21 protein-coding genes are annotated in these 21,338 nt (G+C 61.9%); 13 read left to right on the forward strand and 8 right to left on the reverse strand.

Annotated features, from left to right (window positions below; translation table 11 throughout):
• Nucleotides 1–2 precede the first annotated feature (2 nt).
• Both RNA01_RS16360 and secA read right to left on the reverse strand, forming a co-directional pair.
• Complete coding sequence (locus RNA01_RS16360; protein ID WP_147181287.1) at nucleotides 3–1,415, reverse strand: lipopolysaccharide biosynthesis protein; 1,413 nt, start codon at nucleotides 1,413–1,415, stop codon at nucleotides 3–5.
• A 157-nt stretch (nucleotides 1,416–1,572) separates the two neighbouring features.
• Nucleotides 1,573–4,290 carry a preprotein translocase subunit SecA gene (gene secA, locus RNA01_RS16365; RefSeq protein WP_147181317.1) on the reverse strand — a complete coding sequence of 906 codons (2,718 nt, stop codon included), beginning with the start codon at nucleotides 4,288–4,290 and terminating at the stop codon, nucleotides 1,573–1,575.
• A 243-nt stretch (nucleotides 4,291–4,533) separates the two neighbouring features.
• On the opposite strand from secA, the gene RNA01_RS16370 reads away from it, so the two are divergent.
• The 6 genes from RNA01_RS16370 (at nucleotide 4,534) to RNA01_RS16395 (ending at nucleotide 8,538) form a co-directional block, all read left to right on the forward strand.
• A complete protein-coding gene (locus RNA01_RS16370; protein WP_147181288.1) occupies nucleotides 4,534–5,385 on the forward strand; it encodes a peptidylprolyl isomerase in 852 nt (283 codons plus the stop codon).
• Between the two features lie 67 nt (nucleotides 5,386–5,452).
• Nucleotides 5,453–6,694 (forward strand): bifunctional glutamate N-acetyltransferase/amino-acid acetyltransferase ArgJ, encoded by a 1,242-nt coding sequence (gene argJ / locus RNA01_RS16375; RefSeq protein WP_147181289.1) that lies wholly within the window; start codon nucleotides 5,453–5,455, stop codon nucleotides 6,692–6,694.
• An 8-nt stretch (nucleotides 6,695–6,702) separates the two neighbouring features.
• Nucleotides 6,703–7,485, forward strand: coding sequence for a GNAT family N-acetyltransferase (locus RNA01_RS16380; RefSeq protein WP_147181290.1), 783 nt, complete (start codon nucleotides 6,703–6,705; stop codon nucleotides 7,483–7,485).
• On the forward strand, nucleotides 7,482–7,895 hold the full coding sequence (mutT, locus tag RNA01_RS16385; protein ID WP_147181291.1) for an 8-oxo-dGTP diphosphatase MutT: 414 nt from the start codon (nucleotides 7,482–7,484) through the stop codon (nucleotides 7,893–7,895). Before RNA01_RS16380 ends, mutT begins: the two co-directional genes overlap by 4 nt.
• 103 nt (nucleotides 7,896–7,998) lie before the next feature.
• Nucleotides 7,999–8,304 (forward strand): hypothetical protein, encoded by a 306-nt coding sequence (locus RNA01_RS16390; RefSeq protein ID WP_147181292.1) that lies wholly within the window; start codon nucleotides 7,999–8,001, stop codon nucleotides 8,302–8,304.
• Between the two features lie 57 nt (nucleotides 8,305–8,361).
• Nucleotides 8,362–8,538, forward strand: coding sequence for a Flp family type IVb pilin (locus RNA01_RS16395; RefSeq protein WP_147181293.1), 177 nt, complete (start codon nucleotides 8,362–8,364; stop codon nucleotides 8,536–8,538).
• A gap of 15 nt (nucleotides 8,539–8,553) precedes the next feature.
• On the opposite strand, the gene RNA01_RS16400 is transcribed toward RNA01_RS16395, so the two are convergent.
• Nucleotides 8,554–9,453, reverse strand: coding sequence for a methyltransferase domain-containing protein (locus RNA01_RS16400; protein WP_147181294.1), 900 nt, complete (start codon nucleotides 9,451–9,453; stop codon nucleotides 8,554–8,556).
• Between the two features lie 64 nt (nucleotides 9,454–9,517).
• On the opposite strand from RNA01_RS16400, the gene RNA01_RS16405 reads away from it, so the two are divergent.
• The 5 genes from RNA01_RS16405 to RNA01_RS16425 are packed head-to-tail and all read left to right on the forward strand — an operon-like array spanning nucleotide 9,518 to nucleotide 12,481.
• Complete coding sequence (locus RNA01_RS16405) at nucleotides 9,518–10,294, forward strand: ComF family protein (protein ID WP_147181295.1); 777 nt, start codon at nucleotides 9,518–9,520, stop codon at nucleotides 10,292–10,294.
• Between the two features lie 56 nt (nucleotides 10,295–10,350).
• Nucleotides 10,351–10,608, forward strand: coding sequence for a glutaredoxin 3 (grxC, locus tag RNA01_RS16410; protein WP_147181296.1), 258 nt, complete (start codon nucleotides 10,351–10,353; stop codon nucleotides 10,606–10,608).
• 12 nt (nucleotides 10,609–10,620) lie between these two features.
• Nucleotides 10,621–11,478, forward strand: a complete 858-nt coding sequence (locus RNA01_RS16415) for a carbon-nitrogen hydrolase family protein (RefSeq protein WP_147181297.1) — start codon at nucleotides 10,621–10,623, stop codon at nucleotides 11,476–11,478.
• On the forward strand, nucleotides 11,475–11,903 hold the full coding sequence (locus tag RNA01_RS16420) for a DUF1178 family protein (RefSeq protein WP_147181298.1): 429 nt from the start codon (nucleotides 11,475–11,477) through the stop codon (nucleotides 11,901–11,903). The genes RNA01_RS16415 and RNA01_RS16420 overlap by 4 nt, the downstream gene beginning before the upstream one ends.
• Nucleotides 11,900–12,481: a DUF3291 domain-containing protein gene (locus tag RNA01_RS16425; protein ID WP_235916696.1), complete on the forward strand. Its 582-nt coding sequence runs from the start codon at nucleotides 11,900–11,902 to the stop codon at nucleotides 12,479–12,481. Before RNA01_RS16420 ends, RNA01_RS16425 begins: the two co-directional genes overlap by 4 nt.
• Before the next feature lie 33 nt (nucleotides 12,482–12,514).
• On the opposite strand, the gene RNA01_RS16430 is transcribed toward RNA01_RS16425, so the two are convergent.
• From RNA01_RS16430 to RNA01_RS16440, 3 genes are read right to left on the reverse strand one after another with little or no spacing between them, the layout of a single operon-like run.
• On the reverse strand, nucleotides 12,515–13,066 hold the full coding sequence (locus RNA01_RS16430; RefSeq protein ID WP_147181299.1) for a DUF924 family protein: 552 nt from the start codon (nucleotides 13,064–13,066) through the stop codon (nucleotides 12,515–12,517).
• Nucleotides 13,063–13,827 (reverse strand): bifunctional 2-polyprenyl-6-hydroxyphenol methylase/3-demethylubiquinol 3-O-methyltransferase UbiG, encoded by a 765-nt coding sequence (gene ubiG, locus RNA01_RS16435; RefSeq protein ID WP_147181300.1) that lies wholly within the window; start codon nucleotides 13,825–13,827, stop codon nucleotides 13,063–13,065. The genes RNA01_RS16430 and ubiG overlap by 4 nt, the downstream gene beginning before the upstream one ends.
• Nucleotides 13,828–13,884: 57 nt before the next feature.
• Nucleotides 13,885–14,313, reverse strand: coding sequence for a hypothetical protein (locus tag RNA01_RS16440; RefSeq protein WP_147181301.1), 429 nt, complete (start codon nucleotides 14,311–14,313; stop codon nucleotides 13,885–13,887).
• Between the two features lie 500 nt (nucleotides 14,314–14,813).
• Here RNA01_RS16440 and RNA01_RS16445 point away from each other — a divergent pair, with 500 nt between their 5' ends.
• Nucleotides 14,814–15,584: an SH3 domain-containing protein gene (locus tag RNA01_RS16445; RefSeq protein ID WP_235916698.1), complete on the forward strand. Its 771-nt coding sequence runs from the start codon at nucleotides 14,814–14,816 to the stop codon at nucleotides 15,582–15,584.
• A 213-nt stretch (nucleotides 15,585–15,797) separates the two neighbouring features.
• On the opposite strand, the gene RNA01_RS16450 is transcribed toward RNA01_RS16445, so the two are convergent.
• Nucleotides 15,798–17,150: a virulence factor family protein gene (locus RNA01_RS16450; protein ID WP_170253488.1), complete on the reverse strand. Its 1,353-nt coding sequence runs from the start codon at nucleotides 17,148–17,150 to the stop codon at nucleotides 15,798–15,800.
• Between the two features lie 2 nt (nucleotides 17,151–17,152).
• Nucleotides 17,153–19,774 (reverse strand): bifunctional lysylphosphatidylglycerol flippase/synthetase MprF, encoded by a 2,622-nt coding sequence (gene mprF / locus RNA01_RS16455; protein WP_147181304.1) that lies wholly within the window; start codon nucleotides 19,772–19,774, stop codon nucleotides 17,153–17,155.
• A 281-nt stretch (nucleotides 19,775–20,055) separates the two neighbouring features.
• On the opposite strand from mprF, the gene RNA01_RS16460 reads away from it, so the two are divergent.
• The gene (locus RNA01_RS16460; protein WP_147181305.1) at nucleotides 20,056–21,330 is read left to right on the forward strand and encodes an aspartate kinase; all 1,275 of its coding nucleotides are present in this window, start codon (nucleotides 20,056–20,058) and stop codon (nucleotides 21,328–21,330) included.
• The last annotated feature ends 8 nt before the right edge of the window (nucleotides 21,331–21,338 follow it).

A 21,338-nucleotide genomic window follows, 5' to 3' on the forward strand; every position in this document is an offset into this window, starting at 1 on the left:
GATCAGGACGCCCTCGTCTTGTTCAGGATCGCCAGCGGGTCGGCAAAGGCGAAGAGTACTATGCCGAGCGAGAAACGCACAGCGACATGCAGGAGAAGTGCCTCGACCATCATCGCCGCTGCCGTGGCTGTGGCGGCGCCGGTCAGCCCGTAAAGTGGTATGAGTGTTACACTGAGGCAGATATTGGTGGCGAGTGCTCCGACATAGAGAAACACGCAAAGCTGCTGCTTGCCGGCCATGGTGAGGAGCATTTCTCCGGGCCCTACCATCGCCTTCGATAGGCTGCCGGCGAACAGGATTGCCATCAACCAGTAGCCGGAGGTGAAGGACTTGCCGAAAAGAGATAGAAGCATGTTGCCGGCAATCAGAACACTGGTGCCGACCACGAGCGAGGGCCAGAAGCTCCACCGTGCGGTGGCGCCGGCGAACTCGGCGAGCGGACGCATATCGTCGTTGGCCATCATGGCCGAGTAGCGTGGGGCTGCTGCTGCCTTGACGGCGAAGAGGACGAATTGCACCAGCGCCATGGTCTTGGCAGCCGCGAAGTAGATCGCCACCTGGTCCGGCTCAAGAAAGAGTCCGACCACCACGACGTCGGAATTGGTGAGGAGAAAGCTAAAGCCTTCGATCAGGAAGATCGGTATCGCCACCTTGAACCAGGCAAGAAAATCGATCTTGCGCGGTCCGGTGACGTAGCGTTTCTGCAGCCGACGGTCGATCGCGAAGAACTGGCCGATGCTCGTCACATAGGTTGCGGCCAGCGCGGCCAACATCGCCGTCGTTGCGGTCCGTGGTGCTCCGAAGACGACTGCGGCCAACATGAAGCCAAGGATCAGTATCGGTCGGATGATATAGGTCGGGCTCAGTGCGGTGACCGGCCAGTTGTTGGCTCGTGCTGTGCCGTCGAGCACATCGCCGAGTGCGATCATCGGCAATGTGAACAGGCCGAGAAACAGCGGAATGATATAATAGGCGTCAATCGTGTCGCCGAAGAAGTGCAGAAAGGCAACGCCGAAAAGCGCCAGAAGGCTCGCCGAACAGATGGCGAAGATTCGTGCGGTGCTGGTCAGTCCGCGGATCTCGTCACGCTCATTGCGGGCATCATATTGGGGCAGGAAACGGATGACGGCGGTGTTAAAGCCGAGGCAGGAAAGGTTGCCGACCAGCACGACCAATACCCAGACGAAGACGAAGACGCCGTATTCGAACTCACCCATTAGCCGCGCCTGGATGATCTGCGAACCGAAGGCGATTGCTGCGGAGACGACGCGGATGGCGAAGGCGGTCAGGGCCATGCGCTGGGCGCGCGCTGTCTCGTCGTCGTTGGTCAACGCGGAGACGAGCCTGTGCAACGCCGGTTGGAGGCCGGGCGGCAGTAGCTTTTCCGCTGTCTGGATGACCGCCATGACTGACATGTACTGCCCACTTGATACGCTAGAACAACAGCGGGAACCCTGTCAGATCACGGTTAAGAAACGGTTCCGTCGCTGCAATAGAGTACGTCGGTGCATTCAGTAAAGAAAGGTGCCGCGAAGCCACCTTTGCACAGTCGTCTGAACAGAGCGCCCGCCATCAGGCGGTTTCGTAAGCGCCGTGGCAGTGCTTGTACTTTTTGCCCGACCCACAGGGGCAGGCGTCGTTGCGACCGACCCGGCCCCAAGTCGAGGGATCGTTGGGGTCGCGGTTCTCCGGCGCGACAAAAGGCGTGACTGCGGCATTCGATTCTTCGCCGAAATCGTCTTCCCCGGTCGTAGCATCGACGTGATGGCCCTGCATTTCCGGTACTGCCGGAACGGGTTGAGCTTCACGAACCAGCTCGACCCGCATCATCTGCGTGGTGACGGCGTCGCGCAGATTGGCGAGCAACGCCTGGAACAGTTCGAAGGCCTCTGCTTTGTACTCCTGCAGCGGGTCGCGCTGGGCATAGCCACGGAAACCGACAACCGAGCGCAAATGGTCGAGGTTGACGATGTGCTCGCGCCACAGGTTATCGATCGTCTGTAGAACGATCGAGCGCTCGACATAGGACATGACCTCCGGGCCGAAGCGCTCCGCCTTTTCGGCGATCGCCTTGTCAGCCGCCTCAGTGATGCGGTCGACCATATCGTCCTCGGCAATGCCTTCCTCGGCGGCCCAGGCCTCGATCGGCAGGTCGAGATTGAGGGAGATGGCTACCTGCTGCTTGAGTCCGGCCACGTCCCACTGCTCGACATAGGCGCGCTCTGGGATATGCGTGCGCACCATGGTCTCGATAACTTCGTGGCGCATGTCCTCGATGGTGGCGGAGACGTCGATCGCATCCATCAGCTCGATGCGCTGCTCGAAGATCACCTTGCGCTGGTCGTTCAGCACGTCGTCATACTTCAGAAGGTTCTTGCGGATGTCGAAGTTGCGCGCCTCGACCTTCTTCTGGGCGCGTTCCAGCGCCTTGTTGATCCAGGGATGAACGATCGCCTCGCCTTCCTTCAGGCCCAGCTTCTGCAGCATCGAATCCATGCGGTCCGAGCCGAAGATGCGCATCAGGTCGTCCTGCAGCGAAAGGTAGAACTTCGACCGGCCTGGGTCGCCCTGACGGCCGGAGCGACCGCGCAACTGATTGTCGATGCGCCGGCTTTCGTGGCGTTCAGTGGCGATGACGTAGAGGCCACCGGCGGCGAGTGCCTTGGCCTTCAGTTCCTGGACCTCGGCCTTGATCGCCGCTGCTTTCGCGTCACGTTCGGCGCCTGGTTCCATGCCCTCGAGTTCGCGTTCGAGGCGCATGTCGATATTGCCGCCGAGCTGGATATCGGTGCCTCGACCGGCCATGTTGGTGGCGATCGTCACGGCGCCCGGAACACCGGCCTGGGAAACGATATAGGCTTCCTGCTCGTGATAGCGGGCGTTCAGGACGGCGAAATTGTCGAAACCGCTCTGCTTCAGCATAGCAGCGAGCAGTTCGGACTTCTCGATCGAAGTGGTGCCGACGAGCACCGGCTGGCTGCGGCTATGCGCGTCCTTGATCTCCTCGATGATCGCCTTGAACTTCTCTTCCGTGGTCCGGTAGACCTCGTCGTCCTCGTCGATACGCTTGATCGGCAGGTTGGTCGGCACTTCGATCACTTCGAGGCCGTAGATGTTACTGAACTCCTCGGCTTCGGTCGAAGCCGTACCGGTCATGCCGGCGAGTTTGCCGTACATGCGGAAATAGTTCTGGAAGGTGATCGAGGCGAGCGTCTGGTTCTCGGGCTGGATCTGCACCTTCTCCTTGGCTTCAAGTGCCTGGTGCTGGCCTTCCGAATAGCGGCGACCCGGCATCATGCGGCCGGTGAACTCATCAATGATGACGATCTCGTCGTTGCGGACGATGTAGTCCTTGTCACGCGAGAAGAGCTTGTGGGCCTTCAGCGCATTGTTGATATGGTGAACGATGGCAACGTTCTCGACGTCGTAGAGCGAGGCGCCCTTCAAGAGGTTTGCGTCGCGCAGCAGGTTCTCAAGCTTCTCGGTGCCGACCTCCGAGAAATTGGCCGAGCGCTGCTTTTCGTCGATTTCGTAATCTTCCTCGCTCAGCAGCGGGATGAAGGCGTCGATCGTGGTGTAGAGGTCGGATCGGTCGTCAAGCGGGCCGGAAATAATCAGGGGCGTGCGTGCCTCGTCGATCAGGATCGAGTCCACTTCGTCGACGATCGCGTAGTTGTGGCCGCGCTGAACCATCTGGCCGCGCTCGTACTTCATGTTGTCGCGCAGATAGTCAAAGCCGAGTTCGTTATTGGTGGCGTAGGTGATGTCGCAGGCATAGGCAGCCCGGCGCTCCTCATCCGTAATGCCATGGACAATCACGCCGGTCGTCAACCCGAGGAAGCTGTAAAGCTTGTCCATGGTCATCGAGTCGCGCTTGGCGAGGTAGTCGTTGACGGTTACCACGTGGACGCCCTTGCCGGCGAGCGCGTTGAGGTAAACGGCAAGCGTCGCCACCAGCGTCTTACCTTCACCAGTCTTCATCTCGGCGATGGCATTGTCGTTGAGGATCATGGCGCCGACCAGCTGCACGTCGAAGGGGCGCATGCCGAGGGCACGGCGCGCGGCTTCGCGGGCAACGGCAAAGGCCGGGACGAGCAGGTCATCGAGCTTCTTGCCCTCGGCGAGTTGTTTGCGGAACTCTTGCGTCTTGCCGGCGAGAGCCTCGTCGGACAGCGCCTTCATGCTCTCTTCGAGAGCGTTGATGGCGGCGACCTTCGGCTGGTAGGAGCGAACGCGGCGTTCGTTGGCCGATCCGAAGAGTTTGCGGGCGAGCCCACCGAGACTGACCATTCGACGGTCCTTTCTGACCTTCGTCATATTCGTTGCACGTCCCGACCGACCGTCGATTTTCGACGATTGGGCGCGGAGCTGCGGGAAACGGCTCTGGACGCGCGGTTGCGTGACAGATAAGAGGGGGGTCGAATGATGTCAACGCCACAGGGTGGTCGGAAAAGCCTGCCTTGCCGTGCGTTTGACAATTTTTCGCCCGATTCGAGCGGTCTTGAAACGGTTCATCTTCCGAAAGGTTTCTTAATGCTTCGCCTTCATAAAATTGCCCTTGCGGCTTGCGTGGTGTTCATCGGGCTGCAGGGCCAGGTTCTCGCCCAGGATGCCGATGCTGTCGTTGCCAAGGTCGGCAAGCTGGAGATCACCCAGTCCGATCTGGATCTGGCGATCGCCAATCTCGACCCTCAACTCGCCCAACTGCCCGACGAGCAGAAGAAGGTCGCGGCTCTTTCCGGCGCGATCGACGTCAAGCTGCTCGCCGGCGCTGCCGATAGCGAGGGACTGAGGGACGATGCCGAGTTCAAGAAGCGGATGGCCTTCATCGCCGACCGCGAGCTGCACAACACCTATTTCAAAAAGCACGTCGTCGACGCCGTCACCGAGGACGAAGTCAAGGCGCGCTACGAGAAGGAAGTCGCCGCCCTGCCGAAACAGGTGGAGATCAGCGCCCGTCATATCCTGGTGAAGACCGAGGAAGAGGCCAAGGCGATTATCGCTGAACTTGATGCCGGCAAGGACTTTATCGAACTGGCCAAGGAAAAGTCGACCGATCCGAACAAGTCGGAAGGTGGCGACCTCGGCTACTTCACCAAGGGCCGCATGGTTCCGGAGTTCGAAGAAGCCGCCTTTGCGATGGAGAAGGGCAGCTACTCCAAGACCCCGGTCAAGACCCAGTTCGGCTTTCATGTCATCAAGGTCGAAGACAAGCGCGATGCCGCTCCGCCGGCCTATGATACCGTCGCCCAGCAGGTTCGCCAGTTGGTGATGCGCGACAAGTATCTCGAGATCATCGAGAAGGCCAAGGCTGAGCAGACGGTCGAAGTTCTCGACGAGGCTCTTCGCAAGGATTATGAGGACGTCAACAAGCCGCAGCAATGAGCGGTAGAACTTCCGATTGAAACACGGGCCCGCACTCAGGCGGGCCCTCCCATTCCAGGCAGTGAAGATGTCCGCAACCGTTTCTCCCCTTGCCCCGAAGTCTTACCCGGACATGCCGTCAATCCGGGGCGTCCGCATGGCGACAGCCGCCGCCGGCATCAAGTACAAGAACCGAACCGACGTGCTGCTGATGGCGTTTGATCGTCCGGCCGTGGTGGCCGGTGTCTTCACCAAATCGAAATGTCCCTCGGCCCCGGTCGATCATTGCCGCGCCAGCCTCGGTCATGGTGTCGCGCGCGGCGTCGTGGTCAATTCAGGCAACGCGAACGCCTTCACAGGCAAAAAGGGCAAGGAAGCGACCGCGCTGACGGCGAAGTCGGCTGCTGCGGCGCTGGGCTGCGACGAGAACGAGATCTATCTCGCTTCGACCGGCGTCATCGGCGAGCCGCTGGATGCGACCAAGTTCTCCGGCGTGCTGGGCGACATGGCAACGGGCGCCACGGGCGACTTCTGGCTGGAAGCCGCCAAGGCGATCATGACCACCGACACATATCCGAAGGTGGCGACGCGCACCGCCGAGATCGGCGGCATCAAGGTGACGATCAATGGCATCGCCAAGGGCGCGGGGATGATCGCGCCCGACATGGCGACTATGCTGTCCTTCGTCGTCACCGACGCTGACATCGCCGCGCGGGCACTGCAGGGCCTGCTTTCGGCCGGGGTCGAGCCGAGCTTCAACGCGATCACCGTCGACAGCGACACCTCGACGTCCGACACCTTGTTGCTGTTCGCTACCGGGGCTGCGTCCGCGGACGGCCAGAAGACGGTCGAAACGGCCGATGATCCGGCGCTTTCCGGCTTCAAGCTGGCGCTTAATGATCTTCTCATGGATCTGGCGCTCCAGGTCGTGCGTGACGGCGAAGGTGCCCGCAAGATGGTCGAGATCACCGTGACCGGCGCCGAGAGCGATGCTGCCGCCAAGAAAATCGCGCTGTCGATCGCCAATTCGCCGCTGGTCAAGACCGCGGTTGCCGGCGAGGACGCCAATTGGGGCCGTATCGTCATGGCCGTCGGCAAGTCCGGCGAAATGGCCGATCGTGACCGGCTGGCAATCTGGTTCGGCGATGTTCGCGTCGCCGTCGGCGGCGAGCGCGATCCAGCCTATTCCGAGGACGCGACCACCGCGGTCATGCAGAAACAGGATATTCCGGTCCGTGTCGACATCGGCCTCGGTGAGGGCAAGGCGACGGTCTGGACCTGCGATCTCACCAAGGAATATGTGGCGATCAACGGCGACTACCGGAGTTGATTGTCGCGATGCCCTCTGCCTCCACCGATCAGAACCTGCCCCTCGTCCGGCGTCTCGAAGCCGTCGGTTTCAGGGCCTGGCCCGCGACGTCGGTGCAATATGACGGAAGCTGGCAGATCCGCCTTTCCGGCGGCCACCCTTCGAAGCGGCTAAACTGCGTCGTCGCCCTTGATCCGTCCGATAGCCGCGACATCGCCGTCCGGCTCGAAAAGGCAGCGCGCAAGTTTGAGGCGCATGGTCGACCGATCCTCGTGCGCGAGACGCCGCTGACACCGAAGCCGCTCATCGACCGGATGAGAGCCGATGGCTGGGAGCGCTTCGAGGAGGTGATGACCCTTACCTGCGACCTCACCGCGATCGAACTGCCGGAAGATACGCTCGACCATCTGCCAAGCCACGATGTCGGACGCTATGTCGACGCCGATCTTATCGTGCACGGTAGTGATCCGGCGCTGAAGCCGGCACTGGCCGAAGTGGTGAGTGCGATCAAGCCGCCCAGTGGGCTTTTCGTCATCGAGGATCCAGCCGAAGGGCCTGTGGCCGTAGCGCTGTGCGTTCAGGACAATGACCTTGCCAGCATTATGTCGCTGGCGGTCAAGGCCGATCACCGCCAGCGTGGACTCGGTCTCGAAATCCTGACGGCTGCGCTTCGCTGGGCGCGGATGCGGGGAGCGAGAACCGCTTGGCTGCAAGTCGTCGCGGACAATGCTCCGGCGCTTGCTCTCTATGCTAAGCTCGGTTTTGTCGAGGCCTACCGCTACGCCTACTGGCGTAAGGGAGCGAACGCATGAGCCGCGACGGCAAGCCCATTCTTCTCGTTACGGCCTGCGCGCTGGTCGACAGCGATAATCGCATCCTTTTGGCGCAGCGCCCCGAGGGCAAGGCGCTTGCCGGCCTGTGGGAGTTTCCAGGCGGTAAGGTCGAACCGGGCGAGACGCCGGAAGAGACGCTCATTCGCGAACTCGAAGAGGAACTCGGCATTGTCACCAAGGTGCCGTGCCTGGCTCCACTGACCTTTGCCAGCCACACCTATGAGACCTTCCACCTGCTGATGCCGCTCTATATCTGTCGGCGTTACGAGGGGATTGCCCATGGTCGCGAGGGGCAGGCGGTGAAGTGGGTGAGAGCCAAGGCCCTGCGCGACTATCCTATGCCTCCGGCCGACGAACCGCTCATCCCGTTCCTCCAGGATCTTCTTTAGCCTTTTCTGTGATTTGCCAACGTTCTTAACGCAAAGTTTACGGCCGTGAGGCAAACCTCAGGGCTGTTGTTCATGCGTTCGAAGCGTGTGTGTGGAGCGTATCATGGCAAACGACGATTTCTGGAAGACCGTCAGGTCGAGAGAACGGTCTTCGCGACTGTCCGGGAAGACCGGTGTACTCAACATCGCGCTATTGTTCGGAATGGCGGCGATCGCGCTTTCGCTCGTGCTTACGCCTATGCTTGCCGACCGGACCGAAAAGCGCAGCCTTGCCTTTCAGCCGGATCAGGTCGACATGATGAGCACCGGCTCGATCGGCCGATCGGATGGCGGCAAGCGCTATACAATCCGCCGCAGTGTGTTGCAGGAAACTCCCGGGTCGGTCTGCATCGTCGGCGACGGTTGCTGAGCTTGGCAGGGGGCGTCAAACAGTGTGTCATCGGCAGCGGATGAACCGGGAGAAGCAATGGGTCTCGTACGAAAATTCATTGCCGACCGTGACGCGGCCACCGCAATCGAATACGGGCTGATCGCGGCTATCATGGGGCTGGCGCTGATCCTTGGTTTCGGTGCCTTTTCCGATTCGTTGGCCAGCATGTTCCAAGTGATCAGCACGACGATTGACGACGCCTGGAAGCGGTAAAAGCACTCCCCTCTTTCAGCCATTGCCCTTGTTTGCTGGCGCAATGCCCTTGGTCGGGTCGAGCGCGTCGGCCAGCCGCATCTTGGCAGACCCAGGCTTGAGTGGCTTCTGCTGACTTTCGTGCGGCGCCCAGCCGGAGACATAGACGATCGAGAAGGTTGCGCGGATGCGCCCGTCCGGGTCGGCATAGCGCTCGGCATAGAGCTCAGCCGCCTTCAGGAAGAATTTCCGCCCGACCGGCTTGCGACTGCGGCCGTTCAGTGGATTGGCCATGCCCATGGCCTTGAGGTCACGCATAAGGGCGAACAGACTGTCGTAACGGACCGTGTAGCTCTCTTCGTCGATCACCGGCAGGGTGAAGCCGGCGCGTTGCATCAGCGCGCCAATGTCGCGGATGTCGGCAAAGGGAATGACGCGTGGGCTCGCCCCGCCGTAAAGTTCGATCTCTGTGGTGAGCAGGATGTCGCGCAGTTCGCCAAGCGTTCCGGCTCCGGGGATGGCGGCGAGGAAAAGGCCGTCAGGTTTCAGGGCACGGCGGATTTGCACCAGTACGCCGGGGATGTCGTTGGCAAGATGCAAGGCCAGCGGCGAGAGTACGAGATTGACCGACTGCGGCTCGAGCGGCACGGATTCAAACGGGGCTTCGATCAGCGGTTCACCCGCGTCGGAGAAGTCCGCATGGGCTTCTATGCGCTCAAGGGTGTCGATCTTGCCCGTCTGAAGCGCCAGCCGGGCCGTGGCGCCGGTTGCGCCATGCAGTTCGATGGCTTTCTCAAAACGGCGCTCGACAATGGCGAGCCGCTCGGCCAGTTCGCGCGCGGCTATATCCAGCAGGAAGTCATTGCCGGGTTTCAGCCGGCGTTTGGCGCGCAGCCGGTTCGCCGCCACCAGATCCTGATCGAAAATCCGCTCCATCCGCATCCACTCCCGTCAAAACTCGGTCTGGCAAAGGCGCCGGCAAGCGCCTAAAGTCAACCGCATGTCGGGTCAGATAGTGCAAAAAGCCGTATCCGTCAGCACCGCCGTGCCGATCGGCATCGCGGTATTTTTGCGCGACATCGTCTTTCCGCCGCGTTGCGCCCACTGCCATTGTCTGACCGGCCGGCATGGGGGACTGTGCCCGCCATGCTGGTCGACCATGCGTTTCATCGAGCGGCCGTTCTGCGAGGTGCTCGGCACGCCGTTCAGCCATGATCTGGGTCCCGGCATGCTGTCGGCCGAGGCGATCGCCCATCCGCCGGTGTTTGACCGGTTACGCAGCGTCGCGATCCACGAGGGGATTGCGCGCGATCTGGTGCATGATCTGAAATACCGCGACCGGACCGATCTGGCGCCGATGATGGCCGGCTGGATGGTCCGGGCGGCGGCGCAAGCGCTCGAGGACTGTGACATGGTCGTCGCTGTGCCGCTGCACCGGACGCGGCTGTTTGCCCGCAAGTTCAACCAATCGGCCGAACTGGCAAGGCATGTGGCCCGGCTCTCGGGGAGGCCCTTCGGGCCGCTCGCGCTCACACGCAACAAAAGAACCGCCCAGCAGGTCGGGCTGACGGCGAACGCCAGAGCGCTCAACGTACGCGGCGCCTTTAACGTGCCGGAGGGTCATTCGCCGCAGGTCTTCGGCCGGCGCATCGTGCTCGTCGACGACGTGTTCACCACCGGGGCGACTGTCAGCGCCGCGACCAGGGCGCTCAAGAGAGCGGGTGCGTTCGACGTGACCGTTTTGACCTTTGCAAGGGCGGTTTCCGGTCCTATATGACGGAGATACTCATATCCTTTCCGGCCCTTGCCGGCCTCATCCGACCGGAGAACAATATGGCATCCGTCACCATCTACACCCGCCAGGGCTGCGGCTATTGCTCGCGTGCTAAGGCGTTGCTCGAATCCAAGGGCGTTTCCTATATCGAGCACGACGCGACCGGCAATCCGGAAATGCGCCAGGAGATGATCGCCAAGTCCAACGGCGGTATGACCTTCCCACAGATCTTCATCGGCGAGAAGCATGTCGGCGGGTGTGATGACCTGCATGCACTTGACCGTGCCGGTAAGCTCGATGCCCTTCTGGCCGCCTGAGGAGACGAATCCATGACCTTCAAGGTTGCCGCCGTTCAGATGTGTTCGGGTGTAGACCCGGAAAAGAATGCCGCTTCCATGGCCCGCCTCGTGCGTGAAGCGGCCAGCCATGGGGCTATCTATATCCAGACACCCGAGATGACCGGTGCCGTGCAGAAGGACCGTCAGGGACTGATGGCCGTCCTGCGCGACGAGGAACATGATATCATCGTCAAAACCGCAGGGGATCTTGCGCGGGAACTTTCGATCTATCTTCATGTCGGATCGACCGCGATCCTGCTTTCCGACGGCAAGATCGCCAACCGCGCTTTCCTGTTCGGACCGGATGGCAAGAAGATTTGCTCCTACGACAAGATCCACATGTTCGATGTCGATCTCGACAATGGCGAGAGCTGGCGCGAGAGCGCGGTCTACCGGCCGGGTGACAGTGCCGTGGTCGCAGACCTGCCGTTCGCCAAGATCGGTTTCGGCATCTGCTACGACGTGCGTTTCCCGCAGCTGTTTCGTGCCGAAGCGGTTGCCGGCGCGCAGATCCTGACGACGCCGGCGGCCTTTACCCGCCAGACAGGTGAAGCGCACTGGGAAGTGCTGCTCAGGGCCCGAGCGATCGAGAACGGTGCCTTCGTCATTTCCGCCGCGCAGGGCGGCGTGCACGAGGACGATCGAGAGACTTTCGGTCACTCGATGATCGTCGACCCCTGGGGCAAGGTGCTGGCAAGTGCCGGCGGCACTGGCGAAGCGATCGTGCTTGCCGACATTGACGTTGGGGCGGTTGCGGCGGCGCGCGCCAAGATCCCGAACCTCAAGAATGCCCGCGACTTTGACCTCAGCATACTGCCCGAGCTCGCGAAGGGGGGCATCACCGTTTGATCCGTTATTCGCTCAGCTGCGAAAAGGGGCATGACTTCGAGGGATGGTTCTCGGAGAGCGCCGACTTCGACCGTCAGTTAGCGGGTGGCTTACTGACTTGCCCGGTCTGTGGCTCGCTGCAGGTGACGAAGGTGCTGATGGCGCCTTCGGTCTCGACCGCGCGGGGCAAGGAGGCGGTACATGCGCTGGCGGTCAGCGAGGCGCAGAAGGTTGCTGTGGCGACGCTGAAGCAAGCGGTCGCCTCTATCCGGGCCAATAGCGAGGATGTCGGGGAGCGCTTTCCCGAGGAGGCCCGCAAGATCCACTATGGCGAGACGGAGGCCCGCGGCATCATCGGGGAAGCTTCGCTTGCGGAGGTGAAGGCACTGGTCGACGAGGGAATCGAGATCGCTCCGCTGCCAGTGCTGCCGGACGACGTCAATTGAGCTGTGGCCACCATCTCGCGATTTATAATTTCGGCATTCATGTCGCCCCCTATGGCGACCCGGCCGTAGACGGCTTCATACAGCGCGAGCCGCTGAATTTCGAGGCGGCGAGACGCGCCATCGGCTACGTCGGCCGCTCGGGCTATCGTGGCGAACCGGGGCCGACGAGCTGGGGTGAGCAGGTATTCCCCCGTTTTCTCAACGGCAGCGGCCATGATACAGGACCGTCTTCTTTGTCGCTCTGGGAGGACGTCGAGAGCCTGATGGCCTTCTCCTATTCCGGCGTCCACGCCGAAGCGTTGAAGAACGCACGAAACTGGAACGTGAGACAGGAATGGCCGGCGCTGGTGTTGTTCTGGGTTGAAGCTGGCCAGCACCCGGTCTGGGTGGAGGCGGTCCGCCGTTTCGAGCGGTTGGCGGACGACGGCCCATCGGCGGCGGCCTTCACCTTCAAACAGCCCTATGATCCGGAGGGGCGGCCTTACGCCATCGACCGGGCGCGGGTGAAGGCGATTTCCGCCGCGAATGCCGAAGGGCAGGCGGACCTCATGCAACTCGTGCGCGGCTTGCCGGCTTGACCCCATCATTTCTCCGGCTTGGTCGACCGCGCTTTATCCCTTGAAACCGCCGCCGTCGAGATAGGCCTGTTCGGCGGATGTCGTTTCGCGGCCAAGCGCCGCGTTTCGATGAGGGAAGCGGCCGAAGTTTGCGATGATATCGCGATGTTCGACTGCCCAGCGCAGGCTTTCCGTATCGCCGGTTTCGTCTCTATGAGCGGTAAAGAGTTGCATGCTGAGCGCCTGGTCGGCCTGGTCTTCAGAGTGCTCGAAGGGCAGGTAGAGAAATGGGCGAAGTTCTGGCGCGACGGCGCGATCAAATCCTCGTTCGAGCGCCTTGCGGGCGATCATCCGTGCGAGAGGGTCGGTGGCAAACGCGTGACCGCTGCCGCGGAATAGATTGCGGGGGAACTGGTCGAGCAGGATGAGCAGGGCGAGGCTGCCCTCGGCCGTCTGCTGCCAATCGGCCAGATCGCCGCGGGCCGCGGCGAAATGGGTATCGAGAAAGCCGTCGCGGATGGCCAGATCGAAGCCGTCATCCTTGGCGAACCATTTTTGCGGTCCAGCCTCAAGCCAGAAGGAAACGACGTTCGCGGGGCCCGTCATGCGGCCGAGCCGGAGGTTGCCGGGCGGCGCGCCAGAACCATGTAGTTGACATCGATGTCGGACGAGAGATTCCACTGGTTTTGCAGCGGATTGAAGAACACACCCTTCATCTCGACGATCTCCATGTCGCTCGTCTTCAGCGGGGTTTCGAGCTCCTCCGGGCGGACCAGTTTCTCGTACTGGTGGGTGCCGCGCGGCAGCCAGCCGAGCACATATTCGGCGCCGACGATGGCAAGGGCCGCTGCCTTCAAGGTGCGGTTTATGGTGGAGACCAGCATGAGGCCACCGGGGCGCACCATGGAGGCGCAGGTGGTGATGAAGAAATCGACGTCAGCGACGTGTTCGACGACTTCCATATTGAGGACCACGTCGAAGGTCTCTCCGGCCGCAGCGAGCGATTCCGCGGTCACGGCGCGATAGTCGACGACAACGCCGGTCTGGGCGGCATGGGTGCTGGCAATGCCGATGTTGCGTTCAGACGCATCGGCGCCGAGCACCTCGGCACCCATTTTGGCGACCGGTTCGGACAGCAGGCCACCGCCGCAACCGATGTCGAGGACGCGCAGACCCTCAAGTGGGCGATGGGCTTTCGGATCACGACCGAAATGGGCGCAGACCTGGTCGCGGATATAGGCGAGACGTACCGGATTGATCTTGTGCAGCGGCTTGAACTTGCCGGTTGGATCCCACCATTCCGCCGCCATGGCGGAAAAGCGGTCGACTTCGGCCTGGTCGATGGTGGTGCGTGCCTCAGCGCTCATTGTGGGATCCTCTCTGCACGGATGTCGGGATTCAAGTCGGCCGATCGGGCGCCAAAGTCAAGGGTGCGGTTCGCCACGGGACAATCTGACCTGCTGGCGTAGCCAACGGCGATTCGGCCTGAAAAGGGTGAGGTCCTTTCCGGCTGCTTGCCAATTCAGCAATTCTTCCTGCTGTGCGGGAATACCCTTCTCGCGGACGATCTCCAATTGCCTGTCATCGAGATTCAACATGCACAGCGGCAAGCAGGCGACCGATGCTCCGCTCATACCGCGCTCCCGCTCCCTGGCGATCGCAGGACCCTGGCGAGGGGTGGCGATCATCGGGCCGCAGCAGAACAGATCGCGGTGGCATTTTCGATGGCGGCAAAAGGGCTTGCTGCCGGCTTCCCTTTGGAAATAGAGCAGGGAGGTCGCGGTCGTCCGCCAAAGCAGCTCATGCTGCTTTTCCCGCAGGATCTCGAGATGGGTCGTGTCAGGCTTCGCCATTGCATCGGTCCTTTCCGAGGGCATGATTGATCGTTCACGCGGGCCAAAACCCCGTGGTTTGCGCATTCTTCATTTCTTCCGACCAGTCGGCCGGGGCGCCCGGCATGCCGGACAGACTTAAAACAGTGACACGCAGGGCGCCCCGTTTCGATGTTCTTTGCCGCCCAGTTCCTTTCCCTCTACGGCGCCGAGGACCGGCGCTTTGGGTGCCGCACAGGCACGTCCCTTGTTCAGGGAGGGGGATCGACTTAGGGCAGCCTGCGACATCCTCCGGCGTTTCAGAAGGATGACCGCAGCACCGTCCCCACCTCGCCGGCAACGCTATCCGGTGTATCCGCGGCAGGGCAGGAACGAGTATCTCACGGGTTTGTCAGGCGGGGAAAACGTGAAGTAAAAAAAATCTGAGGGCGGGAACAACAAGGTCGACGCCCACGTTCATGAGCGGTTCATTCGCAAAGGCCTAAATGTGGCGGATAACGGAGCACCGAGGAGATACCCTTATGAATTATCTCAGAAAATTCGCCCTTGCCGCGGTCTTTACCGCTGCGCTTCCAGGCTTGGCGGCTGCAGCAAATGCCTATTCGACGGCCAATGTTAACATGCGTTCCGGGCCGAGCACGCAATATCCTGCCGTGATTATTATCCCCGCCGGAAGTCGCGTCGACATCCAGGGCTGTATGCAGTCGGTCAACTGGTGCGATGTCGCCTATGCCGGCTATCGCGGCTGGGTGTCGGGCAGCTACCTCCAGACCAGTTATTCGCAGCGACGGGTTTATGTCGACCCGCAATACTATCGTCCGCTCGGCATTCCAACGATTACCTTCTCGCTCGGCAACTATTGGGATCGCCATTACCGAGGCCGCGATTTCTATCGCGACCGTGACCGCTGGACCGATGGCAACTATCGCCCGCGTCCACCGGCACGCGACCCTGATATCCGCCGCCCGCCGGCATGGGATCCTGACGTCCGCCGTCCGCCGGCATGGGACCCTGACATTCGCCGTCCGCCGACGCGTGACCCTGACATTCGCCGCCCGCCGATACGCGACCCTGACATTCGTCGTCCGCCGACGCGCGATCCTGACGTTCGCCGTCCTCCGACGCGCGACCCTGACATTCGTCGTCCGCCGACGCGCGATCCTGACGTTCGCCACCCTCCGAGGCGCGACCCGGATGCCGGTCGTCCGCCGAAGGACAACGGCAAACCAAAGTCCGGGAGCTCGATAATCATCTGCCCTCCGGGACAGGACTGTGGCAAAAGGTATAAATAGATTTGACGACGAGTGGCGGCCGTAAGGCCGCCACTTCTTTTTTGTGGTTTCGACTGAACCTTGCCCGATCTGCTGGCGGCCGGATTCGGTTGTTCAAACAAGTGCCAAAGGTTCAGCTGTGGGGGCTTTGCCCCTCCCCGTCGCATTCCCAGATCAAGACATTTGGCGTGCAGGTCCAGCCCCGTTCAACGGGGGCCGGCTGATTTTCCGGGGTCAGTTGGCGAGGCGCTTTGTCAAGCCGTCGACAATCCGCTGCGTGAGTGCTTGGTAGTCGCCATCGAAATGGTGGCCGCCCGATAGCTCGATCGCTTCCACTTTGCCTGCCTTGAGGTCGCGGCAGGCGTCATCTTCCTCGTCCTCGCCGTAGAAGCACTGCACCAGAGACGGATCGATCTTGCCGATGTCGTTAAGTGGATCGCCGGCACTATTCCCGTCGGTCGCGCCAAGCCAGCCAGCCACCGAGATCTCATAATCGACCTGATGCGAAAGGGCCATGAGCGAGATCTGGGCGACACGCGACTTCACCTTGTCTGGAAGGCTCCGATAAGCAGCCGGCAAGACATCGGCGCCGAAGGAGTAGCCGACCAGTAGCACATGGCGAACATTCCAGCGTTTCTCGTACGCTTTGATGATTTTCTCAAGGTCGGCCGCCGTCTCGGCCGGGGTCCGCTCGGACCAGAAGTAGCGAAGGGAATCCAGGCCGACGACCGGGATGCCATCCTTTTGCAGATAGCCCGCAACTTCGCGGTCGAGATCGCGCCAGCCTCCGTCCCCGGAATAGACGATGGCCATGGTGTCGTGGGCCGGCTCCGTATCCAGGATCGAAAGCGGAAGGCCGAGCGGCATGTCGCTGGAGCTTTCGGCGGCAACCAGTTCATCGATTGCACCTGAGAAGGCCGTGGCGCCGTTGTCCGGCAGCTCGCGGATATCGATCTCGGAGTGGGCGGAGGCGAGCGACGCGACGTGCTCACGACCGTCCGCGGAGGCCGCCGGTGTCAGCAGCACGGTCGCCGGATCGGGGAGATCGCCGTCCGTCAGGGCGTAGACCGTGCGGTCGCCCGTAATGATCTTGGTGGCCGGGGTGCAGAAGGGCTTGAGCAGCGGGATGCCGGCTTCGGGATCGAGCGCCAAGGTCTGGCCGATCGTCGCCTTAGGGGTCTGGGCGAGGATCGCCAGCGCCAGCGCAGCACCTTCGCCGCGCCCGGCGATGATCGGCTGCAGCACCGTGGTGCTTTGCGCCTTGCGCTGCAGCTGATGGCTCATTTCCTCGATGTCGGAGACGGTGTAGATGCAGTCGCCTGTGTCGCGCGAAAGGGCATCTATGTATTTCGGCGTGTCGATGCCCATGACGATGGCGCCATTCGCTTTGAGGCGCTCGGCTTCCTTCTGATCGGGGCCCTGCCAGCCGTCCTTGTCAGACAGCAAGACGACGATGGCCTGCGGAGTGTCGTCCGGCAAGAGAATGACAGGCGAGGGGATCATGCCGCTGTCCAATTCGGCGTCTTCGGCAAGCGCCGCGCTACCAAGCGTCGTGGCCAGCGCAAGAATGGCCGTCATGTGTATCATTTTCATCTCTTCACCACGCCTTTCAAACCGCCGCCAATCAGGAGCGTTGCGTCAAGCAACGCTATGATCGGGCTTTGCCCGCCGGAGACGGCGAGATAGCGCGGCTGCCATTCGGGATGAAACTTCGACTTGAAGGCTCGAAGTCCCTTGAAATTATAGTAGCGCTCGCCGTGTTCGAAAAAGGTGTTGGCGATGCGGTCCCAGACAGGTGCGACCTCGCGTCGAGACAGGCCGGAGAGCGGTGCCATGCCGAGATTGAAATTCCGGTAGCCCTCACGGCGCAGGTAAGTCAGCAGACTGACGAAGAGGAAATCCATCGCGCCCTTCGGGGCATCGGGGGCGAAGCGCATCAGGTCGATCGACGCCTCTTCCTTGGTATCCGTCAGCAGAATGTTGGCGAGGGCAACGATGCGCCCGCCGAAGCGGAGCAGCGCGACGGGTTGGCTTAGCATGTAGTCATCGGTGAAAGCGCCGAGCGAAAACCCCTTTTCCCGGGTGTTGTGTTCATCAAGCCAGGCATCAGAGACGGCGCGCAGGTCCCCCAGAATCGAGGAAACCTGGTCGACGGGGACGATCTCGAACGCGAGACCATCGCGCTCGGCGCGGGTGGCTGCCTGGCGAAGGTTCGCCCAGCGGCCACCCTTCAGGTCGAACTGAGCCAGATCGACATGGGCGCTTTCGCCCAGCTTGAGGGCCTTCATGCCGACATCGGCAAGGGCAGGAAGGAGCGCCGGAGACGCCTGATAGAAGACGGCACGGCAGCCGGCGGTGCGTGCCGTTTCGACGAACTGCCAGACGAGTTCGGCGCGAGCCGCTCGCGGTCCGACTGGGTCGAGGAAGGCGATGAGGGAGCGCCCCTGCTTGCCATACATGATGAAGGCGTCGCCATCGGGCGAGAACATCACCGATTTGTCGCCGGTGCGCACCAGGTTGGCATCGGCGACGTCCTGCGCGGCGACAATCGTCGCGGCCTTGCGCAGGGCCTCCTCTTGGGGCGGGGCGACAGGGAGAGAGGCCGGACGCAAGAGACTGAAGACCGCGATCGCCGAGGAGACGATGGTCAGGCCCAACATGGCGCGCAGCGAGCGCGGGGCCTCCGCCTCGAATTCGAACTGCCACCACAGATCATGGCTGTACTCGACATCGCGATAGACGAACAGCATGACGACCATGGTGCCGATGAAAAGCACGGCGATGGCCAGCAACCAACTGGTGTTCAATGTCTGGCGAAACAGCGAGGCGGGGCGCACAAAGAGGCGACGGCTGACGAACAGGCCGACCAGCAGCACAGCGAGCATCGATGCCTCGCCAAGGGCGACCGCCTTCAAGATCGACAGTACGAGGGCGGCGGCTGCCGCAAACATGGTCGTCCACCATGCGCCGTCCAAGCGCTGGGATATGCCGCGGGCGGCAATCACCAGCAGCAGGCCGAGAAGGCTGGCGATGAAATGGGCGCCTTCGATGATGGGCAGCGGAAACAGGGTCGAAAGGAAAGCGATGTTGTCGCTGGGCGTGGGCGTCACGCTGGAGAGCACCAGCATGACGCCGAGGATCAGCGTCAGCGTCGCGAGGAGGAGAGGGGCGATGCGCGAGGCCGTGCGCACCATGCCAGACGGCAGGGGGTGTGCAGCGACCTGGCGCAGCTCGGCAAGGGAGACGAGGACGATCGCCACCAACAGCGGCAGAACATAGTAGATCAGGCGGTAGGCGACGAGAGCCGCGAGGATCTGGTCGGTGCCAACCTGGTCGCCGAGGGCGGCAATGATCACCGCTTCGAAAACTCCGACGCCGCCGGGCACGTGACTGACGATGCCAAGGCCGATCGCCACGGCATAGACGGCGAAGAAGGCCGGCCACGAAATGGCTGCGCCTGCCGGCAAAAGCGCGTAGGCAACCGACGAGGAAAAGGCGATGTCGAGCACCGTCACCAGGAACTGACGTGACAGCAAGCGGCTGTCGACAAAGCGCAGCCCCTGGATGTTGCCGGCGCGGATGCGGCGGCGCGCGATAAAGTAAAGGGCGGCAAGGCCGGCGAGGATGAGCATCGCAACAGCTCGCAGCCATACCGGATCGATGCCGATCAGCGGGCCGATCTCGGGAGACATCGGAATGAGCGCGACTGACGTGATGATTGTCAGGCCGAGAGAGAATGACAGGGTCACGAAGGCAATGATGCGGCCGATCTCGTCGGGTGCAAGGCCGGCGCGCGAATAGGCGCGATAACGGATGGCGCCGCCGGAGAGCGCGCCGAAGCCTGCCACATTGCCGACGGCATAGGCGCTGAAGGCAGTCAAGGCCACTTCGCCGAACGGTTTTTTGCGGCCGATGAAGGCCAGCGCATTCCAGTCGTAGAAACAGAGCGTGGCGAAGCTCAGCACGGTGAAGAAGACGGCCAGCAGGATGGACGAGGGGCTGGTATCGACAAGGCTTCGTACGACGTCGTCGTAACTGACTTCTTCGGTCAACCGATAGATGGCATAGCCGACGAAGGAGAAGACCACCACCGTCAGTATGGCGGCCAAGGGTTTGCCATAACGGGCGAGAAACCCGAAACGAGGGGTCAGGTCTTTGGTAAAGGGATCGGGTGGGAGGATCGTTTCATCGTGGTTTTGAGGCGAACTCATGCTTGCGGTTCCGATGCTCGGGCAACGTCCTAGATTAAAACCGGCGGAAACTCCGGCGAGTGGCATGCTTGGCGCTGAAATCCGCGCCAAATTATGGCGTCCTTTCGGCGGGCGCCAGTGTCTCTTTACGGTCCGACAATCAACCATCCCCGGTGGGCGGAAACGGGCGTTGCGTGCGCCGCGCTAATTCGCTAAAAGCGCCGCAATCAAAGAGCCTTTCGAGGCGCAACACTTATCCGCCGACCCCGTCGGCGCACGGGCAAAGGCATACGGTCAAGGCAATGGCACGCATCGTGATGAAATTTGGCGGAACCTCCGTCGCCAATCTCGAACGCATCTACAACGTTGCCCGGCACGTCAAACGCGAGGTCGATGCCGGCCACGAGGTCGCCGTCGTCGTCTCGGCCATGTCCGGCAAGACCAACGAGCTGGTCGACTGGGTGCAAACCATGCCGAAAGTCGCCGGTGCCGACTCGCCGTTCTACGACGCGCGCGAGTATGATGCCGTGGTCGCCTCGGGCGAGCAAGTCACCTCGGGCCTTCTGGCGATCGCGCTTCAGTCGATGGGTGTCAATGCCCGCTCCTGGCAGGGCTGGCAGATCCCGATCAAGACCGACAACGCCCATGGAGCCGCCCGCATCCAGGAAATCGACGGTGAGGACATCATTCGCCGGATGGGCGAGGGCCAGGTGGCGGTTGTCGCCGGTTTTCAGGGTATCGGCCCGGACAACCGTATCGCGACGCTCGGCCGTGGCGGTTCCGACACGAGCGCGGTGGCGATTGCGGCCGGCGTGAAGGCCGACCGTTGCGATATTTATACCGACGTCGACGGCGTCTACACGACCGACCCGCGCATCGAGCCGAAGGCGCGGCGGCTGAAGAAGATCGCTTTCGAGGAAATGCTGGAAATGGCCTCGCTGGGCGCCAAGGTGCTGCAGGTCCGCTCGGTCGAGCTCGCCATGGTCCACAAGGTGCGCACCTTCGTGCGCTCGAGCTTCGAGGATCCCGATGCGCCGGGCATGGGCGACCTCATGAATCCGCCCGGTACGTTGATTTGCGATGAGGAAGAGATCGTGGAACAGGAAGTAGTCACCGGCATTGCCTATGCCAAGGATGAAGCGCAGATCTCGCTGCGTCGGCTTGCCGACCGGCCGGGCGTTTCCGCCGCGATCTTCGGGCCGCTGGCCGAAGCCCATATAAATGTCGACATGATCGTCCAGAACATTTCCGAGGACGGCACCCGCACCGACATGACCTTCACCGTTCCGTCGGGCGACGTCGACAAGGCGCTTGCCGTGCTGGGCGAGAACAAGGACACGATCGGCTACGATGTGCTCCAGAGCGAGAAGGGCCTAGTCAAGGTTTCGGTCATCGGCATCGGCATGCGCAGTCATGCCGGCGTCGCCGCCACCGCGTTTCGCGCCCTGGCAGAGAAGGGCATCAACATCAAGGCGATCACCACGTCCGAAATCAAGATCTCGATCCTGATCGACGGCCCCTATGCCGAACTCGCCGTTCGGACTTTGCATTCCTGTTACGGGCTCGATAAGAATTGATTCTCTAA

Origin of the sequence: Paenirhizobium naphthalenivorans (assembly GCF_007992095.1) — a bacterium.
Lineage (GTDB): Bacteria > Pseudomonadota > Alphaproteobacteria > Rhizobiales > Rhizobiaceae > Allorhizobium > Allorhizobium naphthalenivorans.

Bases quoted from the DNA above. Each gene is read 5' to 3' on its own strand.
- grxC (WP_147181296.1), top strand. From the start codon at position 10,351: ATGGCATCCGTCACCATCTACACCCGCCAGGGCTGCGGCTATTGCTCG.
- mprF (WP_147181304.1), bottom strand. From the start codon at position 19,774: ATGAGTTCGCCTCAAAACCACGATGAAACGATCCTCCCACCCGATCCC.
- RNA01_RS16390 (WP_147181292.1), top strand. From the start codon at position 7,999: ATGGCAAACGACGATTTCTGGAAGACCGTCAGGTCGAGAGAACGGTCT.
- RNA01_RS16380 (WP_147181290.1), top strand. From the start codon at position 6,703: ATGCCCTCTGCCTCCACCGATCAGAACCTGCCCCTCGTCCGGCGTCTC.
- RNA01_RS16430 (WP_147181299.1), bottom strand. From the start codon at position 13,066: ATGACGGGCCCCGCGAACGTCGTTTCCTTCTGGCTTGAGGCTGGACCG.
- argJ (WP_147181289.1), top strand. From the start codon at position 5,453: ATGTCCGCAACCGTTTCTCCCCTTGCCCCGAAGTCTTACCCGGACATG.
- secA (WP_147181317.1), bottom strand. From the start codon at position 4,290: ATGGTCAGTCTCGGTGGGCTCGCCCGCAAACTCTTCGGATCGGCCAAC.
- RNA01_RS16440 (WP_147181301.1), bottom strand. From the start codon at position 14,313: ATGGCGAAGCCTGACACGACCCATCTCGAGATCCTGCGGGAAAAGCAG.
- RNA01_RS16415 (WP_147181297.1), top strand. From the start codon at position 10,621: ATGACCTTCAAGGTTGCCGCCGTTCAGATGTGTTCGGGTGTAGACCCG.
- ubiG (WP_147181300.1), bottom strand. From the start codon at position 13,827: ATGAGCGCTGAGGCACGCACCACCATCGACCAGGCCGAAGTCGACCGC.
- RNA01_RS16450 (WP_170253488.1), bottom strand. From the start codon at position 17,150: ATGATACACATGACGGCCATTCTTGCGCTGGCCACGACGCTTGGTAGC.
- RNA01_RS16445 (WP_235916698.1), top strand. From the start codon at position 14,814: ATGAATTATCTCAGAAAATTCGCCCTTGCCGCGGTCTTTACCGCTGCG.
- RNA01_RS16395 (WP_147181293.1), top strand. From the start codon at position 8,362: ATGGGTCTCGTACGAAAATTCATTGCCGACCGTGACGCGGCCACCGCA.
- RNA01_RS16370 (WP_147181288.1), top strand. From the start codon at position 4,534: ATGCTTCGCCTTCATAAAATTGCCCTTGCGGCTTGCGTGGTGTTCATC.
- RNA01_RS16400 (WP_147181294.1), bottom strand. From the start codon at position 9,453: ATGGAGCGGATTTTCGATCAGGATCTGGTGGCGGCGAACCGGCTGCGC.
- RNA01_RS16360 (WP_147181287.1), bottom strand. From the start codon at position 1,415: ATGTCAGTCATGGCGGTCATCCAGACAGCGGAAAAGCTACTGCCGCCC.
- mutT (WP_147181291.1), top strand. From the start codon at position 7,482: ATGAGCCGCGACGGCAAGCCCATTCTTCTCGTTACGGCCTGCGCGCTG.
- RNA01_RS16405 (WP_147181295.1), top strand. From the start codon at position 9,518: ATGTCGGGTCAGATAGTGCAAAAAGCCGTATCCGTCAGCACCGCCGTG.
- RNA01_RS16460 (WP_147181305.1), top strand. From the start codon at position 20,056: ATGGCACGCATCGTGATGAAATTTGGCGGAACCTCCGTCGCCAATCTC.